The organism is Achromobacter sp. 10T422, assembly GCF_056394065.1.
Window position 1 is genome coordinate 455,781 of record NZ_JBFTHD010000004.1, and the last position, 19,031, is coordinate 474,811.

Genomic DNA, 19,031 nt, shown 5'->3' on the forward strand with positions numbered 1-19,031 from the left:
CAGTGTTGCAATGAGAGGAAGAAGCGAGATGCGCTTGTTCGCACCTTCGGCTTTGTCACAGGGTGACGACGATCTTTCCGATCTGCTCGTTGGACTCCAGAAAGCGCGTCGCCTCCTGGATGTCCTCGAACGGGAACGTGCGCGACACCAATGGGTCGAGCTTGCCAGTCCGCAGGCCCTCGGTGATGAAGGCCTTGGCGCGCGCGAGCGCGTCGTCGTTGCCCACGATCTCGGTGTACAAATAGCCCTTTAGGGTGAGGCTCTTGCCAAGGACAGCGAACTGCGGGAACGGGCCCTGGTCCGAGCTTAGTGCGCCGTATTCCATCAGGATGCCTCCCACGGACATGACATCAGCGAGCTGCGAAATGGCTGGGCCGCCGATGGGATCGAACACGACGCGGGCGCCCTTGCCGCCAGTGATCTCGTTGACGCGCGCGGCCAGGTTCTCTTCGGCCATGACGATCACATGGTGCGCACCGGCTTCAAGCAGCGCTTGAGCCTTGGCGCTCGTGCGGGTCGTGGCGATGACTGTGGCGCCGACGCTGCGTGCGATCTGGAAGGCAGCGATGCCGACACTGCTGGAGGCGGCCGAGACGATGACGAAGTCATCTGCCGTGAGTCTCGCCTGATCGACGAGCGCGCCCCAGGCGGTGACGTACTGCATCCATGAAGCTGCCGCCTGCTCGAAAGAGAGGTTCGCCGGATGCTTTACTACATACCGGGCCGGAATATTGATGACCTCGCCATAGGTGGGCCACCGCGACATGTCAAGCGTCGGGATGACACTGACGGCATCGCCCTGGGTGAAGCCGGTGACGTCGCCACCCGTCGCCAGAACAGTGCCCGCAGCTTCGTAGCCGAGCTGGGACGGGAATTTGGCCTCTTGCAAGTAGGCGCCGCTGCGGAACATCACTTCGGCGCGGTTCAGGCCGATGGCACGGACCGATATCTGCACCTCATCCGCAGCGGGTGCGGGGACGTCAATGTTTTCGATGCGCAGCACGTCTGCAGTGCCGTACTGGTGGAAGCGAACAACGCGGGTCATAAACTTTCCTTTATTTATCGAATGTGCCGATCAGCCGGCAGTGAATAGGGGAAGAACGTATTCGCCGAGCTCATCCATGATTTCGACGGCTGGCCTGCGGGCCATCTTCAGGTTGAGCGCGACGTGGTTGACGCCAAGATCACGCTGTCGGCGCCACAGGTCGATCAACGCCTTGCGCCCGATCGAAAGACCTCGGACAGGTCTCAGTGGCGCGTCAGGGTCGCTATCGAGATCGAAGAACGTGCCATAGCCATAAGGTTTGAACAGCGAACCGGGGACTGAGCCCCGCCAGGTCGCGACAACTTCGCCCAGACGCGCGAAATCGCTCTGGTGCCAGATCCAGCCGTCGGTGTTCTGCGCCAGCCACTCGACGCTCTGGCCTGCCCGGCCGACGGCAATGATCGGCAGACGACCGCCCTGCGGCTTAGGCACCAGGTCCAGTGAGCCATCCAGCGTGCCGAAGTGCGTGGAGTGGTAGTGGGGAAAGCACCCTTCGGTAACGGCACGGATCAGCGCGTAGGCGTCACGAAAGCGATCGGAGCGGGTGTCGAAATCGACACCAAACGCGGGGTATTCGGCAGGACGATCGCCGCTGGACAGACCCAGAATGAAACGGCCGTCTGTCAGATGTGAAAGCGTCGTCGCTTGCTTGGCAATTGCGAGCGGATCGCGTATGGGCAGGACGATGCCAGCAGTGCCGATCGCAATTCGCTTGGTTGCCGCAGCCAGGAAGCCGGCATAGGACATCGGGTCAAAGACCTGCCCCAGATCTCCAAATGCGGGGTCGTAGAAGGGGACATCTCGCAGCCAGATGGCGGAAAAGCCGGCCTCATCCGCCGTACGTGCAAGGGCCAAGTGATTGCGCATCGTCGGCGCAGGCTGGTCAGGGTAACTTTCCAGCGGTGCGATGAAGCCAAACGTCAGTGTGTCCGGCTGGAAGACCTGCGAGAATCCCACAGGAGGCTGGACCGTTTCAGCCCAGCGCGATTTCCACTGAACTGCCGCCCTGGCAAGCTCGTTTGCGTGTCCTTCAGCCATTTTCACTTTCCCGTTGAGGCAGCGATGCCACCCAATGGAGCAAGAATAGGGTTTGGCGCTGTTAACCGGAAGACACCCTGTGAGTACTTGATTGTTATCTAGATCCGTAATAGTCTCAGGTGATGGATTTCCCGCAGCAGCTCCGCATCTTCGTGTCTGTCGTTGACAACGGCAGTTTCGCGCGCGCCGCCGAGGCACTGCGAATGGCGCGGCCGGGCGTCACAAACGCGATCAATGCCCTGGAATCTGGGCTAGGCGCACGGCTACTTCAGCGGACGACACGCCGGCTCAACCTAACGGCGGAGGGCGAACGCTTCTATGATCGAGCGACCCGCCTGCTGACCGACATCACTGAAGCCCAGAATATGTTCGGCGGCAACTCTCTCGCGCCCACCGGTCGATTGCGCGTTGACATACCGGTAGCGCTCGCACGCCCACTCATCATCAATCGAATTCCGGAGTTCAAGGCGCTCTATCCGGAAGTGGATGTCATCCTCGGAGTGAGCGATCAGCCAGTCGACCTTCTTGCAGATGGAGTCGACTGCGTGTTGCGGATAGGAGACCTTGCTCCTTCCAGCATGATCGCGCGCAAGCTTGCCTCGATGACGATGGTGGTTTGCGGATCGCCGGCTTACCTGGCCGTACATGGAATCCCAAATACGGTTGAAGAACTGAAGCAGCATCAAGCGGTGAACTATTTCTCTGGGCGCGGGCATAGGCCCGTCGCTTGGTCCCTGCCTAGTGACATGGACTTGCCTCAGTTCACCCTGCGCAGCGGCATCATGGTCAACGATACCGAGGCGTTTGTTGCCTGCGCGCTGAATGGACTCGGCCTGATCCAGGTGCCTGGGATGGTGGTCGCAGATCACCTTGCGAGCGGCGCGCTCGTTGAGGTGGTACCCGCAATGCGCGCTGTCCTCTGGCCCCTCTCGCTCATGTATCCCAACCGGCAGCACCTGGCACCGCAAGTGCGGGTATTTGTCGATTGGGTAGTCGGTGTCGTTGCGGATTCTGTAGGGGAGTGGCTAAACCCACTGATCGTCCGGCCGCCGCCGAAGATTGGACGATGACGTGCTGCTTCACGGGAGGGCGCAAAAGCCTGCAACTCAGGTGTGCTGAGTTTTCATCGAACATTTGGGCAGCTTGCAGCAGTGCCCCACTGTCCGCTTTCATTGCTGACGGGGCGCCCGCTATGGGTCGGGAACGGTCATCGACCCGACTCGGCCGCCCCTCCTTACTGCTCTAGTTCCCCCGTCACTCCCATCACTTCAGTTCTGGAAAGTCCACCACGGTGTCATTCGCACGATTGAACACGTTCGTAAACGTGATGACGGCGATGGCCAATGCGATATCCACGACGGCCGCGTCTGGAAAGCCCGCCGAGCGCAAGGCCGTGAGTTGCTCGGCGTCGAGGGTGCCTCGGCCTTCTTGAAGGTGCCGGACAAACTGGATCAGCGCATCGCGCTTTGCATCGCCGGTCGGCTGCAGCGCCCTGATGGCGCGCACGGTGTCCACGGGCAGGCCCGACGCCTTGCCCGCCAAGCTGTGTGCAGCGACGCAGTAGTCACAACCGGCAATCGCGCTCACCGCCAACTTGATAGTTTCCCGGTCCTGCGCGGACAGGACACCTTGCGCCAGCACCGCGTCGGCGGACAGCATCGCCTTAAGTGCGGGCGTATTCAAGGCGCCAATGGCCGCATAGGCATTGGGGACCATGCCCACCGCTTTGCGGATAGCGGCGAAAACGTCGGCGGTTTCGCCGGAGGCGCTAGCGGCGGCGGGCGTATTGATACGGGAAGTCATTTTCTTGGTTCCTTTCAAAGTGGTGTTGCTGAAAACCGGCAGCGGTGAACCCGCCGATCCAGAGAAATTCAAGCTCTACGCGCAATGGCGGCGTTCAGGCCCAAGGCGATCAGTTCCGCCATGGCCGCCACGACGCCAATTGCCCAAATGGCGCCAGCGCCCAACACGGTGGCCCCCAGGGCGCTGCCGATTGAAAATCCGAAATACATCGTCGAGGTGTTAAGCGCTAGCGCAACGGGCGCTTGCGAGGGGACGCCCGCGCCGATAAGCCGTGCCATCTGCGCGGGAAAGAATGACCACACGGTGAAGCCCCACACAGCCACGGCGACCATCACCAGACCCAACGAAACGCCCGATGGCAGCGTCGTTGCAACGGCCAAAGCCAGGAACGACAACGCCAACAGCACGAGCGACCCGCGCACCACCGTGTCAGCCCCGAAGCGATCATTGAGGACCCCACCCGTCATGACCCCAGCCGCTGCACAAAGCCCCCAGAGCGAGACAGACGCTGTGATCTCCAATGGACCAAAGGCCAACACGGCGCTCAGATACTCGGCGATATACGGGTAGGCAGCAAAGGCGCCGATCGACCAGAACAGGCTGACCGCCAGCAAGCGCAACACGGAACGCTGCGCCACCACCGAGACACGTTCGCGCAAACTGGCCACCGCGATGCCCTGCCCCGCGTCACGGTCGATGCCAGTCAAAATGCCTGCAATGGCCACCAGGCTCATCGCGCCGACCAGCAGAAAGGTTGCCCGCCAGCCGAAGGCATGGCCGATCAGTCCGCCAAGCGGCAGGCCCAATGCGATGGCCAATGTCTGCCCCCCGCTGACAATGGCAAGCGCACGCCCCCGCATCGTGGGTGGGACGATGACGCCGGCCAGGCCATTGGCGGCGGGCACATATAGCCCCGCCGCAATGGCCATCAGCACGCGCGCGGCGATCAGCACGGTGAACGACGAAGACAGCGCGGCCACGACGTTGCCAATGGCGAACAGGGCCATCGCAATCAGCAGCACCTGCTTGCGCGCCATGCGGCCGGTGGCCACGGTGGTCACCGGCGACGACAATGCCAGCACCAGCGTGAACACGATCACCAACAGGGCGACCGTGGGAACGGGCAGCGCAAAGTCCTTCGCCATGACCGGCAGCAAGGGCGCGATCATGAAGCCTTCGGTGCCAATGGCGAACGTTCCCAAGGCCAGGAATCCCGCCGGCAGCAACACCGTGCGCGAATCGTCGGCAAGCGTTGCGGTCATGACGCAACTCTCCTAAAAATGCAGTCTGTGCGGGCGCAAGCCCGCCTATCAGGCGTCTTAGACGGGGATGGGATTGGCGGCGATTTCAGTGTTGAAACCGTCAATCAGCGCATGTTCACCAATGCCGGGGTTGTCTCGCAGGGCACGAATCGCCTCAACAAATACTTCCGGTGCGTCGGTCGCCAGCCCCTTCATCGTTTCGGCGATAAAGGCGTCCAGCGGCATGGCGCGAGGGTCACCGCTCTTTTTGATCAGGTCGGTGTCGACCCACGGAGGCGCGATTTCCTGGACGGACACGCTGGTGCCTTTGAGCATGAAGCGTTGCGACAAGGCATACGAGTGCAGCGCCGCCTTCGAAGCGGAATAGACGGCATTGGTGGCGATAGGCACGTAGGCCAGAACCGAGGTGTTGTGAATGATCGTCGCGCGCGGCTGCGCCTTCAGGTGTTCGATCAGCGCAGAGGTCAGCCGGATCGGGCCAAGCAGGTTCGTGTCGAGAATCTGGCGCGACACGGCATCATCGATCCGGCCCGAAGGATCGTCGAACGGCATGATCCCCGCATTGTTGATCAGTACATTCAGCGTCGGGTAGTCGCGGATCAGTTGCGCGGCAACGCGGTCGATGTCGGCCGCATCCGAGATGTCCAGGGCGACGCCCTCGATCCCCGGACGGGCCGCCGCCACTTCATCCAGCAGCGCCTGACGGCGCCCGGCGATGATGACCTTGTTACCCAGGGAATGAAACTGTTCGGCAAGCGCGCGGCCAATGCCCGAGGTGCCGCCCGTGATAAAGATTGTGTTGCCCGTCATCTGCATGATTTGTCCTTGTATTGCGCCTGGATAGCGCCTTCGATGGACGTACTATGCGCGGGTCGGGTGAAGTCTCAAATGCCATAGATCCGGCAAAAACGGACACGGGTTATAAGCAGGCCGCCCAAGGTCAGTCAGGCGGCGTCGCGGTCTTGCATCGACACCAGGCTCCGCTTCACGCTGGCCGGGGGCTGGCCAAGGTTGCGCAGGAAGGCGCGCCGCATTCGGTCACGGTCAGCAAAACCCGTGTCACGCGCCACGATTTCCAAAGGGTGACGACCGTCTTCCAACATGACGCGCGCAGCCTCCAAGCGCAGCATTTCCACGGCCTTGGCCGGAGACCGCCCGGTTTCTTCGCGAAATACCCGGCTGAACTGACGCGGTGACAGGCTGGCAGCCTCGGCAAGCTCTTCGACAGACAAGGGATTGCGCAGGTTTTCACGGGCGTAGGCCAGCGCGCGCTTTACCCGGTCAGAGCGAGGCTCCAGCGCAAGCATCGCCGAAAATTGCGATTGCCCGCCGTGGCGACGATGGTAGACGACAAGCCTACGAGCCAGTGCCCGGGAAAGCGCAGCCCCATGGTCGTCCTCGATCAGCGCAAGCGTCAGGTCGATGGCCGATGACATTCCCGCCGACGTCCAGATGTTGCCGTCACGGATGAAAATTCGGTCCTCTTCGACCCTGACCTTCGGAAAGCGCGCCCGAAGCGCCGGCGCATGCGCCCAGTGCGTGGTGGCGGTACGGCCGTCAAGCAGACCGGCGTGCGCTAGTACAAAAGCGCCTGTGCATACCCCAGCCACCCGGCGGGCTTGTTCCCCCGCACGGGCGAGATACGCACGCAGCCCGGGCGAAATATCCTGGGGCGCCAATTGGCCGGCAACCATCAGGGTATCGGGTATGACACCTAGCGGCGTCGTTTCGATACCTGCGTTCATGGACGACCTGACCGTGCCGCCTTTTTCAGAGAGCACCGTCAGCCGATAGCCCTTATCGCCCAGCTCAGTATTGGCGAGCTCAAAGGCAGAGAGCGCCGCCAAACCCATCAGCTGGAAGCCATCTTCCAGGATCAAACCAACGTGCCGCATCATGCTTCCTTTTCAGGCAATGAAAGATCAGCTTAATCCGGCACGGGGAACGGCATCCACGTTGTTGAAAAATATCGGCCCACTTTGTTGCGCCATTTGGACGTCGAAAGCCATCCTTCGTTATTCCTGTTTCCGGCAATCGCGCAGCAGCGCATAAAGCCCCGCCGCACCAAAAGCCGCCATACCCAGGCCCACGCTGACGAACAGCCCGGTCTGCGTGGTGGCGATCAGCCCCCCACACAACGCCACCACCGTGCGCGCCAAGGCCCCCGCCAACGGTACCGCCATCTTTCCGGTGCCTTGCGCGGCGCAGTACTGGGTGAATCCAAGCCCGAAGAAGCCAAAAAAGGGGCCAACATGGCGCAGGTAAACGCTTCCCGTCGCCACACTTTCGGGGTCCGTCAAAAACGCGCCCAGCCATAACTCGGGCCATATCGCAACCACCAACCCAATAGTCTCGGCAACGCCGAACCCCAGACAGGCTGCGATCAACGCGGCGCGGCGTGCGCGATCGATCCTGCCTGCCGCCGCGTTGGTGCCAATCAGGATCGCGGCAGGCCCGCCGATGCCGAAACTGAGCGGCACCAACAAGAATTCCAATCGCGCAGCCGCGCCGTATCCGGCCACGGCCGCCAGACCGTACGCCCCAACGTAGCCGGTAACGATGGCGATGGTGAGATTGGTACTTGTCGCGATAAGGGCCGACACGCCGCCGACCTTGAGAATTTCGGCAAATAGCCGACGTTGCAGCCGCACCGGTCTGGCGGCCGGCTGCAGCACCCCTTGGCCACGCCAAAGATATATTGCGAAAACCAGGCTACCAACGGCGTAATACAAAACCATTGCCAACGCGCCGCCTGTCACGCCCAGCCCCTGAAAGCCTGCCGCGCCAAAGATCAGCAGCCACGATACCGGTATCAGGATGACGCCGCCGCCGCACACCACCCGCATCGGCAAGCGCACATTGCCACTGCCCCGAATGACCGCCAGCAGTGCATTGAACAGCCATATCAGCGGTGCGCCGCCAAAGACGACGGCGGCATAGTGGTCGGCGTGCGCAAGCGCTTCGCCGCTAGCTCCCATGGCACTGAACGCCGCGGAGCCAAAAGTCAAGACGAGCCCTGCCGTGACAAGCCCAAACGCCACCGCAATGGCGACAGCATGCCAAACCAGCGCGTTGGCTTGCACGCGGTCGTTGCGCCCCAGCGCCCGCGCAACTGCGCCAAGCATTCCCCCACCGACCGCGCCGGTCGCAAGCGCCGTCGTCAATGCCAGCAGTGGAAACACAACCGACACGCCAGCGAGCACGTCTTCACCGAGCTGGGAGAGAAACCACACCTCCATCAGTCCGACAAAGGTTTGGCTGAGCATCACCAGCAGTGTCGGGCCGGCAAGCGACAACATCACAGGCAAAATCGGGGCGGTCAGCAGGCGCTCGGTCTGGACGTCACGGCTGCGGGAATCGGTCTGCGCGGTCATGACGGCACTCGAAGACGGTTCTGGGCGAGCGCAGAATAGGCCAATGTCGTGTTGGCGGGAATGTCGAATACACGGCAATTCGCGCCATGCTGATAGTCAGATGCGAAACGATGGGGTCAGGCTGGACTCACCCGATTTCCCCGGTTGCTCAAACCAGCCCACATCTGACTCATGCGCCCACGCGCTGAAGCGTCTTCAGTTTCAAGCCATGTGCAGTAGCAGCTTGCCCACGGTGAAACGGCTTGCCATCTCTACGGGGGCCATTGCGGCTTCGGCAAGTGGATACTCGCCTACGATAAGCACTCTGAGCTTGCCTTCGGCTATCCAATCGAACTTCCGCTACGACGTTAATCGGCCAGAATCGGACGTTGGTTGCATGCTGTCCATTAGCCTTCCTTGGCCGAACATAGGGCGAAGGCGATGCGTGATGCGTGATGCGTTGCTATCCACCGCCGTTCCGGCCAACGCTGTCTGCGTGGGCCCTTACGTGGAAGTTCAACGCGCATTTCGGCTAGAGCCTGGGGGAAGACCGGTAACACGCTTGAACGCACGGCTGAATGCTGCCTGCGACGTGTATCCCAAGCGTTCAGCTACCGTGTCGATCGGCAACCTGTCGTGCGTCAGCCATTGCCTGGCAAGACGCATCTTCAACTCGTTGGCGTAGCGCAAAGGTGGCGTTCCCACCGTGGCATGAAATCGCTCGGCAAAAACAGAGCGAGAAATATGGCACTCGCTCGCCAACTCAGCCAATTTCCAATCTCGGGCTGGTTGGCGATGCAAGGCGAGAATGGCGCGAGCAAGCCTTGGATCACGCAGCGCTGCGGCCAGGCCGGAGGCATTGTCGCAACCGCACTCGATCCATCCCCGGACAATCATCGCGGCGACCACTTCGGCTAATCGGGCCAGAATGTCCGCAAACCCCACGCGTCGGGAACAGATTTCGCCTTTCATCGCGGACAGGATTGGGACCATGCCAGGAAAGCGGTCGCTGTCGGCATTCACGCACATGACGTCCGGCATCAGTTGCCCCAGAGCCCGCATGCCGCCAAGGTCGAACTCCATGCAACCGTAAAAGAAGATTGCGCTGGGTACGATGCTGGTACTTGGGCAGGCATCCACGTCGGTCACGGAATTGCCGATCAAGGCGGCTTCAAGCGTCTCGATATCTTGCAAGTCGGCGTCCTCGGCGGAAAGCCATTGATGAGCCTGCCCATGAGGCAGAAACACCGCATTGCCGGCGCTCAACTTGTGCAAGCCGCCCGCCTCGGTACGTAGTACGGCCGAGCCCACAGCCAAGTAGTAGAAAAAACCGTGGCCAGCCTTCGCTTCAAAGCTCAGTCCAAAACTGGGCCCGGTCTGCACACGCCGGTACTGCACCCCGCGCAGACGCATTCCGGTAAGCAACTCACTGATCAGGTGCGGAGGAAGAGCGTAATCGTGCGACAACGACATCGGATTTTCTATCAAAAATTCAGTACGGAACATCATAGATCATCCCGATTCCAAGTCCTAGACTGCACTCACTGATTTTCTTGGATGAGTGCAATGCGTAGTTTTGTTGATCTTTCCAACCCCGAAGGTTCAGCCAGCCCGGTGGACATTGAGCCGGTGTCAGCCGCATGGACCGCAGTGTTCTCGCTGGCGATGGGTGTATTCGGCCTATTGACCGCGGAGTACTTGCCGGCAAGCCTCCTGACGCCCATGGCGGAAGCTTTACGCGTATCAGAAGCCATGGCGGGTCAGGCAGTGACGGTCACTGCGGTGGTGGCGCTTTTCGCAGGCTTGCTCGTGCCCGGTCTTACCCGCAGCCTCGATCGGCGTACGGTTCTGCTGGGCTTTTCCACGTTAATGATTGTGTCCAACCTGCTGGTTGCGGCGTCGTCGAGCATGTGGGTGCTGCTCTTGATGCGCGTCCTGCTCGGGATCGCATTAGGAGGGTTCTGGAGCATGGCGGCAGCTGTCGCCATGCGATTGGTACCGGCGGCGCTCCTGCCACGCGCGTTATCCATCATCTTTAGCGGCATTGCCGTGGGGACAGTGGTCGCCGTACCGTTGGGGAGCTATCTTGGCGGCCAGTTCGGATGGCGCAGCGCCTTTGTCGCCGCTGCGGCAGTAGGTGTATTGACGCTGGCGTTCCAATGGTTCACGTTGCCGCGCATGGCGCCGCGCCGGCCCGCCCGGCTCAGAACGATTTTGGACGTGCTCTTGCGGCCCGGAATTGCCCTTGGAATGTTTGGCTGCATTTTGGCGCATACAGGCCATTTCGCTCTCTTTACCTATATCCGGCCGTTCCTGGAAAGCACTGCGGGCGTTGGAACGAACGGCCTGGCGCTGATGCTACTTGGCTTCGGCATTGCGAACTTCGCAGGCACCATGCTGGCAGGTTGGCTGATGCAGCGTAGCTTGTATGTCACCTTGGCTCTGATGCCGGCCCTCGTCGGCGGGAGCGCCTTGGCGATGGCGCTTTTCCCGGCGTCCATACCGGGTCAGGCAACGCTGATTGCAGCGTGGGGCCTCGCGTTCGGAGGCGTTCCCGTTGCATGGTCAAACTGGGTCGCGCGCGCCGTGCCGGATCAAGCCGAAAGTGCGGGCGGGATGGTCGTAGCGTCGGTGCAGTCCTCAATCGCCATAGGCGCCGCAGCAGGCGGTGCAATGTTCAGCCTGAGGGGCATTGAAGGCGTTTTCGTTGCAGGAGGGTGTCTCATGCTGTTTGCCGGCCTCTTCATCTGGATGCGCGTAAAAGTACCCTCGCCTTCGATGGGTGCAGCCGCGCCGCCCGCCATTCATCTGTGACCCGGTTGCCAGAAAAGGCCGCCTTCCTAGCCGTCGCCCCTGGTGAACCGGTGCTGGCGCACCGCCACAAATGCGCTATTTGGTCACGATGAACATGCGGCGCATACTCCCGCAGCGGCACACTGCCTAAAACGGCATCGATACCTTCAGAGCTCCCGCATGGCTGCTGCCCTTGGAGGCGAACTCGCCGTCATACTGCAAGCGGAAGTCCAGACCGGCGGCGTTCAATACTTGGAAGCCGGCTCCCACGCGTCCGATCACGTTGTCAGTTGGCATGGAGGTTGTGAACGAACCCGCGCCCGCAGGCGCCCCGTCGAGACGCGCTTTGGTCTTCCAGCCGTCTTCCGACAGCAACGACACGCCGGCATATGCAAACGGCCGCATCATTGCGCCGTTGGGCAGGTCGACTCGCCCACCCAGCTCCAGCGTCGGGGCCACGCCCAGCACGAACTGGTCGCTGCCATCGACCTTCAAGCGCAACGCGTCGCCCGACTCGGTGTAGCCCGGCATGCGGGAGTACGTGGCATCCAGGTCTACATAGGGCTTCAGATAGAAGCTGCCTTGCGCGAAGGTGCGCGCGGCGCGCAGCCGTGCGCCAAAGCTATACACATTCGGGCTGCTCTTGGCCGTATTGCCGTAGCGCGCAATGTTCAGGTTCCGGTCCATATCGTACGAACCATACCCGCCGCCCAGTGCACCCGAAAACGTCCACTGATCCACTTGCCTTTTGAGCACGATACCGGCGTAACCCGCATCGCCCGATCCGCTGACACGACGGTCATCACCCGCCAGGCGGGAGTTCTGGTATGCCATGGAACCACCCAGAAATGTGTTGGGTGCAATCTCGCGCTGACCGCCAAACTGATACGTTGTGCTGTCGTAGCTAAAGCTTGATGTGCGGTCGACCCCATCCTGCTTCGTGCGGCGGCCGCTGACTTCACCCCAGAAGCAGTTCTGTTCTTTGGTAGACGAGTCCGCGGCATTGAACGTGGGGCAAGACATCATCGCGCCGGTGAACCGTGCCATCGCAAACTGCATCTGCGCAGCCGGCGCCAAGGCCACGCCTGGCGACAAGTCCGTCAGGCGCGCCTGGTATTCGCCCGCGCCGGTTCTGGATGCGGTGTCCAAGACGGCGTACAGCGTCGAGAGCGCACTGCTGCCACCCAGATCCCAACCTTGTTGCAGGTGCTTGCCCACTTCGGATTGATTCCCCGCCAGTCCCATGGAGTTGGCGTTGAAGTTGGCGCTAGCCACATGGACATACGTCTCTTGGCCGCTTTGCCGGGCGGAGTAATCGAACACGGGTGAATCCACGGCCATGAGCGCGCCGGCCTGCGTGCCATTCACCGTCAATACCGACAGCTCACGCTTTGGCAGCAACGCGCGCGGCGCGATGAGCACGCCGCCATCAAGCGTGGCCGGGCCGTTGATGAGCAGTTTGTCGGACACCAGCGCGTTGAAATCCGCACCCACTTGCAAGACGCCCGACGCGCTTTGCGAGAAGTCACCCGTCAACGTGGTTTGCGCGAACCGTGTGCGTTGATACCCCAGCAGCCTTCCTTCCTTGCCGCCGAGTGCAACCAAGCCATTGTTGACGAGGTCGCCTTCAAATTCCACGCCGGCCATCACACTGCCGTTGTTGACCATCTTGCCCCCATTCAACGCCACGGAGCCTTGGATCGTTCCATTGTTGGTGACCCCAAGCGCGCTACCCGTTGCAAGAATGGCGTTCTCTTGTACCTGTGTCAGCTCACCGCCTTGACCGATGGTAAGCGTGCTGTCGACAACGCTGTCGATCCATACGCTTGCGCCGGGGCCGCCGCCGCCCACGACCAGGCCATCGATCGTCATCTTGACACCGCCACTGCCATTGGTGTTTTGCGCAAAGATAGCAACACTGTTCATGCCGTGCGATCCGATATAGCCGCTGGCGGGCACATTCACCGTGACGGTGGCATCGTTCATGACGCCCCTCATGGCGGAGCCCGCGTAGACGGAGTTGCCATCAGTGCCCAGTTGCAGGCCACCGCCAGCGCCTACGCTTTGCGCCAGGATGCCTACTGCGCCATCGCCGGTGACCGAGATGGTGCCTGGCACCGTCACGGTGACATCTCCGCCGCTTCCAGACCCCGGCGTCAATGTACCGACTTTGCTGCGGTCGATTGTCAATATCGCCCCGGTGTTCGGCAGGCCGATGATGCCGCCCCCGCCGCCCACCGATTGCGCGACGATACCGTGAGCACCGGTACCCGATGTGTTGATTCTGCTGGCCGCGCCCAAGGTCACGTTGACCGCGCCACCGTCAGAAACACTATCTGAAAACGGCTTGGAACCATAGATGCTGGTTTGAACGCTGGATGCAAGCTGGGCTTGGGAATTGGCAATGATGCCGCCACCGCCCCCAATGCTCTGCGCCAATATGCCGAAACCGTTATTGCCATAGGTGTTGAAGGTAATGCTGCCTTGGTCCTGGAAGGCCACAGTGCCGCCGCCGCCAGAGTTATAGCTTGCCTGGCTGCCGCTAACCAACTGGGTGGCCGGCATGGCAAGCGGCCCCAGGCCAAGCGTTTGCCCGCTGCCCGAACCGGCATAACCCCCACTGCCGCCTACCGACTGCAGCACCGCGCCAAAGCCCCCTTCGCCTGTGGTCGTGATCGTATTGCTGTTCTTGGTGACCAAGGTGACATTGCCGCCGACTCCGCCAGCGACACCGCTGCCGCCGTTACCGCTGCCCACTGAAAACAGCCCGCCAGACTTGTCCGACCCGTCGGCTCCCCAGCCGCCACCGCCGCCGATGCTTTGCGCGAGCACGCCCGACGCCGCATAGCCCGCCGTCTTGATCGCGCCACCCGACAGGTTGGTCGTGACCTGACCGCCATCGGCGCCTAAACCGCCCGATCCGCCAAGGGTGACGTTGGAATTGATGGTCACGTCCGGCAGGTGGGCAATGCCGGTTGCTGCGGCGATGCCGCCCTTGCCACCGCCCCCCCCAACACTCTGGGCGACGATGCCGCTGGCCCAGTCGCCCGCCGTTTGAATGAAGCCGCCAGCGCCCAGGTTCACGGTCACAGCGCCCCCGGTATTGCCGGCGCCTCCCGTGCCGCCCAGGGCCACGCTGAACGAGCCCTTGAATACCCGCGCGCCGCTAGCGCTATCGGCAACGGCTGCGTTGGTGATGTTGGTTACCCCTGCGCGCACGAAAGTGGCTGCAATGACCGGGTTGTCGGCTGACGCATCTGAGCCGGCTGAACCACCCAGGCCGCCACCGCCACCGATGGATTGCGCCAACACCCCCACCGCGTCGCCCCCGCTTGTGATGATGCTTCCATCAACGTCGACGATGACGGTACTGCCACTGCCTCCGCCACCGCCCTTCGTACCCACTGCGAGGTTCGCTGTCGGCGAAATATTGCTGGCGCTGATGCCGACGTTGATCGATCCGCCTTGCGAGGTGCCGCCGCCGCCGCCGATGCTTTGTGCAATTACACCGATCGCGCCCGAGCCATAGGTGGTGATGGCGGCGGTGGGAAGCACTTGCACCTGCACCGCGCCGCCGTCACCGCCTGAGCCACCCGTCGAACCCAGCGACACATTGGCCGTCAGGCTATAACCGCTGCCAAACGCCTGCGTATTTCCCGTGCCAAAGCCCGCATCGCCCCCGCCCCCGCCTATCGACTGGGCTTTGACGCCATTCGCGTAGTCGCCAAAGGTGGTGATACGGGATGTGGACGTGCCCGCCGCATCCGGCGTGAAGCTTGCTACGCCGTTTGAGACATTGATCAAGCCACCCAGCGCCATCGAGACCGCAGCGCCATTGCCGCCCACGCCGCCCGACCCGCCCACCGTGAACGTGGGCGTCACGGAAAGCGAGATCGCCTCGTCCGGCAGAGTCCCGTAGCCCGCGCTGGCAGCAAGCGCCGACGAATCGCCGCCTGCACCGCCGCCTCCGCCAATACTTTGAATCAGTACGCCGGTTCCGCCTTGCCCGCTGGTGGTGATTTGCGCCCCTTGAGACGCCGCAAAAGTGACATATTCACCGTCTCCACCGCTGCCGCCAGCGCCGCCCATGCTGACCGCCGACGCGAGCGCAAACTGAACACTGCCGCTTGGGACGACAGGAACCGACAACGCCAGCGCTTGCGCCGATGCCGAGCCGCCCAGCCCACCGCCGCCACCAATGCTTTGAACCACCGCGCCATAGGCGTCAACCGGCAGTGTGTTGTAGGCAATCGGGGCGCAAGATCCGCCGCACGCGCCAGCGCCGAATATCAATAGCGGATTTTGGCCAGTGGCGATGCTTCCCCCAATCATTTGCGATGAGACCGGGGCGCCATTTCCCCCTGATCCGCCTGTGCCGCCGAGTGCGACAGAAGCGGAAAACCCCATGCCGACCGAACTCGCAAATGCCTGCCCGCCCGTGCCGCCCCCGCCACCGACAGACTGCGCGATTAACCCGGCGGCTTTGGTTCCCGATGCGCTGATAGTGGTATTGGTCAGATTGGCCGACGTATTGCCGCCGGCTCCACCGTCGCCCGCCGTCCCGCCCAAGGCCACCGATACAAACAGCCCCGTGCTGCCGGCGTTGCCGGCATTCCCGCCGCCGCCGCCCACCGACTGCATGACGATGCCGTGCGCGCCGTCTCCACTCGTGGCGATTTTGACGCTGCTGAGGTTGRCAGAGGCCACCCCGCCCGCGCCGCCCAGACCGCCTGTTCCCCCGATGCTGACGATGCCAGTCGAGCCGCCGCCGTCGCCGCCGCCCCCGCCAATGGACTGCCCCAAAATACCGATGCCGGCGGTGCCCGTGGTCGTAATGCTGCCCGATGAACCGTTCACCGAAACCAAGTTGCCATTGGCCGTAAACGGGTTGGTTGTCGAGTTGCCGCCAACCGACCAAATCAGCCCGCCCGCCTGACCGCCCGCACCGCCCCCGCCCGCAACCGATTGCGCCAGAATGCCTTGCGCATTACTGCCCGCGGTCGAGATCGTGCCGATGTTGGTGATGTTGACGGTACCCACTTCGCCGCTTGATCCGCCCGTTCCCGCGCCGCTATAGAAGACACCGTATCCATCCGCGCCCGCTCCGCCCGATCCGGAGAGCGATTGCGCAAGAATGCCGCGTGCGGTGTTGCCCGACGTCGTGATGACACCGTTATTGCTGACGGTGACCGCCMCGGTGTTGCCGCCCGCGCCCCCCGCTCCCCCGGTTCCGCCCAATTCGCCATCGCTGCCCCCGCCATTCCCTCCGCCTCCACTGGCGCTCTGCGCCAATATGCCAATCGCGTCAACTCCTTGCGTCGTGATGGTGGAGGCGCCATCGATCGACACGCTGACGTTGCCGGACGATCCGCCCGCGCCCCCCGGCGCGCCATTGGCCACCGTTTGAGAGGCGGTGCCGCCTGTTCCCCCGCTGGCGCCGATGCTTTGGGCCACCACGCCGGGGGAGTTGTCACCCAGCGTGGTAAGCACCGTCGACGCCAAGGTCACGTTCACGTCACCACTGCGGCCGCCCGCGCCTCCGATGCCGCCCGCCCCGCCGCCGATCGTGCCCGACAACGCGCCGCCATCCGCGCCCTTGCCGCCGCCCGTGAACGCATACACGCCCGCCGAGTCACTACCGGTTGTCTTGACGGTAATCGGCAGTTGGGACTGCCCGTTCAGCGCAATATTGATTTGCCCAGCATTGCCGCCAGCGCCGCCATTACCCGCATTGCTGGAACCCAGGCCCGCAATGTCACCGCCGTAAAAGCCGCCAGCGGCTCCTGCCCCACCCTGCAGCAAGGCGACGACGCCAGGCGCCGTTGAGCCGTCTGTCGAGAAGGTGATGGCAGTCGTCAATGCAGAGACCAAGATGCTGCCATCGCCTGCGATGCCGCCACGTCCGCCGTTCAAGTCGTGGTAGCTTCCCGTGCTGAAATTGCCGCCACCGTTACCGCCCGTCGTGGTGACCACAATCGCCGACACCTTGTCGCCGGATGTGGTCACGCTTGCATCCGTGTCCGTAAATTGCGCCGACGCGGATGACACGGGTTTGCCAGACTGAATCTGACCGGCATCGCCGCCGTTGCCGCCAATCACGTCATCGTGATTGGAGGGGGCATCCCCCCCTTTTCCGCCCTTGATGATGACTGCGGCTCCCGCCCCCGTGCCGGGCGGCGCGCCCGTTTGGGTCACCTTGACGTTTCCACCCGCATTCAACGTCATCGACGCGCTCATCAATTGCGCGGCGCCCTGCCCCGCGTTGCCGCCATTGCCGTCCAGGCTTGCGGTGCCGCCATCGCCCGATTGCGCCTGAGCCTGAATGCCGTATAGCGTGGAGCCGCTGTCACTGCCGCTATTCCAATTCCAATTCAGTGCGACCGCGCCGGAATTAATCACGGACACGGCGCCCCCACCGCCACCGTCCAAGCCGTTGCCTTCGCTATTGGACGCCCCAGAGCCCCCTTTGCTGACGGCCTGAATCCCTGCGTAACTACCGGTCCCCGTCAGCGTGACATTGATGCCGCCCGTGTTGACCAACGTGACACCCATAGACTGACCGCCTGCGCCCCCGCTGCCTTCCGACGTCTCGCCACCCACACCGCCTTCGGACAGTGCAGATAAGGCTRCGCCTTGGGTGACGCTCACGCTTGGCATCGTCATGGTGATCGCGCCGCTATTGGTCAGCGACAAAATCTGTGCCGGCGACCGGCCTGCCACGCCGCCATTGCCCCCATCATGTCCATCATTGCTGCTCACGCCGTTGCCGCCCAGCATCTGGGCAAACAGGCCATAGAAGTCCCCGCTGATGGCGGTCGAGCTACCTTGAAGCGTCAGATTTCCGCTGTTGGTAACGGTTAAACCTTGCGTATCGCCACCGGTCAGCGTGCCGCTGGGGTTGCCGTTATCACCGAACGACAAGATCTTCAGCGCCGCCGTGGTGGACGCCTGCACCGAAACGGTAACGTCGGCCGTCGCGCCAACTGTCATCGTGGGCACCGGCGAATTATTTCCAGTGGGATGGACGAATATCTCTTGGGAATAGGTCCCAGACACCTGGCAATTGAGTGCAGCGCTACCTGAGCAGGGCAGCGTCGTCTGGCCCGACGCCGTGGCCGAGAGCAACGCGCCTGCAATAGCGGCGCTGAGTGCAGTCAGCACGGTGGGAAACTGGCGATCCGTCATGTCGATTCCGTCCTTGTGTAGCCGGCGTAAATCAATTGCAGGTCGCTCATACGTCGCGAATGCTCACACGGTGGTGTGACACGCGATGCCTATAGGTAAGCCGTGTTTCCAAACCGGGGGGCCACTCTTCGAATAGATCTTATGGTCGACCTGGCAATAAATGCCTAGATGCTTCTTTGACTGCCCCGCCAAGCGCCACCCCACAGGCCACCGAAGATGGATGGCAAGTCGTGGATGCCTAGGGGACATTCAAAAGAAATAGGGGCCGATTGGACCAGCATCTGGCAAGACCCACATCAGACTAAAGTCGTAGGCGCCATCAATAGAACAAAGCCCACCCATGTGGAGATCCGGGGGGATGCGGCACTGGGCAGCCAGCCAATCAACGGGATGTGCGAACCCGTAACGCGCCAATGGCCGCGTAGGCGTTGGGGACAGCACCAGATTGGTCACGGTCACGCAAACGCCTTAGTGGCGGCGTTTCTCGCGAAGAAGTAGCGCGTCTAGCGACATACCGCAGGATCATCCGCTACGAATCAGCGTTTTCTCGAC

General features: G+C 62.4%; 12 protein-coding genes. 2 read left to right on the forward strand and 10 right to left on the reverse strand.

Annotated elements, in window-relative coordinates:
• Positions 1-55: 55 nt before the first annotated feature.
• Together AC1DB0_RS12630 and AC1DB0_RS12635 are read right to left on the reverse strand one after the other, a co-directional pair.
• Positions 56-1,045, reverse strand: coding sequence for a zinc-dependent alcohol dehydrogenase family protein (locus AC1DB0_RS12630; protein WP_476756987.1), 990 nt, complete (start codon positions 1,043-1,045; stop codon positions 56-58).
• A gap of 30 nt (positions 1,046-1,075) precedes the next feature.
• Positions 1,076-2,083 (reverse strand): LLM class oxidoreductase, encoded by a 1,008-nt coding sequence (locus AC1DB0_RS12635; RefSeq protein ID WP_476756988.1) that lies wholly within the window; start codon positions 2,081-2,083, stop codon positions 1,076-1,078.
• Positions 2,084-2,205: 122 nt separating this feature from the next.
• Here AC1DB0_RS12635 and AC1DB0_RS12640 point away from each other — a divergent pair, with 122 nt between their 5' ends.
• A complete protein-coding gene (locus AC1DB0_RS12640) occupies positions 2,206-3,153 on the forward strand; it encodes a LysR family transcriptional regulator (protein ID WP_476756989.1) in 948 nt (315 codons plus the stop codon).
• 193 nt (positions 3,154-3,346) lie between these two features.
• Here AC1DB0_RS12640 and AC1DB0_RS12645 read toward each other — a convergent pair whose 3' ends face one another.
• From AC1DB0_RS12645 to AC1DB0_RS12675, 7 genes are all read right to left on the reverse strand, one after another.
• Positions 3,347-3,886: a carboxymuconolactone decarboxylase family protein gene (locus AC1DB0_RS12645; RefSeq protein WP_441371313.1), complete on the reverse strand. Its 540-nt coding sequence runs from the start codon at positions 3,884-3,886 to the stop codon at positions 3,347-3,349.
• A gap of 68 nt (positions 3,887-3,954) precedes the next feature.
• Positions 3,955-5,148, reverse strand: a complete 1,194-nt coding sequence (locus AC1DB0_RS12650; RefSeq protein WP_088589717.1) for an MFS transporter — start codon at positions 5,146-5,148, stop codon at positions 3,955-3,957.
• Between the two features lie 57 nt (positions 5,149-5,205).
• On the reverse strand, positions 5,206-5,964 hold the full coding sequence (locus tag AC1DB0_RS12655; RefSeq protein WP_346552744.1) for an SDR family oxidoreductase: 759 nt from the start codon (positions 5,962-5,964) through the stop codon (positions 5,206-5,208).
• 128 nt (positions 5,965-6,092) lie between these two features.
• Positions 6,093-7,043 carry a GlxA family transcriptional regulator gene (locus AC1DB0_RS12660; RefSeq protein WP_006385423.1) on the reverse strand — a complete coding sequence of 317 codons (951 nt, stop codon included), beginning with the start codon at positions 7,041-7,043 and terminating at the stop codon, positions 6,093-6,095.
• Positions 7,044-7,163: 120 nt separating this feature from the next.
• The gene (locus AC1DB0_RS12665) at positions 7,164-8,522 is read right to left on the reverse strand and encodes an MATE family efflux transporter (protein WP_476756990.1); all 1,359 of its coding nucleotides are present in this window, start codon (positions 8,520-8,522) and stop codon (positions 7,164-7,166) included.
• A 201-nt stretch (positions 8,523-8,723) separates the two neighbouring features.
• On the reverse strand, positions 8,724-8,846 hold the full coding sequence (locus AC1DB0_RS12670) for a hypothetical protein (RefSeq protein WP_476757092.1): 123 nt from the start codon (positions 8,844-8,846) through the stop codon (positions 8,724-8,726).
• A gap of 171 nt (positions 8,847-9,017) precedes the next feature.
• Positions 9,018-10,010: an AraC family transcriptional regulator gene (locus tag AC1DB0_RS12675; RefSeq protein ID WP_476756991.1), complete on the reverse strand. Its 993-nt coding sequence runs from the start codon at positions 10,008-10,010 to the stop codon at positions 9,018-9,020.
• Between the two features lie 57 nt (positions 10,011-10,067).
• On the opposite strand from AC1DB0_RS12675, the gene AC1DB0_RS12680 reads away from it, so the two are divergent.
• Positions 10,068-11,315, forward strand: coding sequence for an MFS transporter (locus tag AC1DB0_RS12680; protein ID WP_476756992.1), 1,248 nt, complete (start codon positions 10,068-10,070; stop codon positions 11,313-11,315).
• 126 nt (positions 11,316-11,441) lie between these two features.
• On the opposite strand, the gene AC1DB0_RS12685 is transcribed toward AC1DB0_RS12680, so the two are convergent.
• A complete protein-coding gene (locus tag AC1DB0_RS12685) occupies positions 11,442-18,479 on the reverse strand; it encodes an autotransporter outer membrane beta-barrel domain-containing protein (protein ID WP_476758678.1) in 7,038 nt (2,345 codons plus the stop codon).
• Between the last annotated feature and the right edge of the window lie 552 nt (positions 18,480-19,031).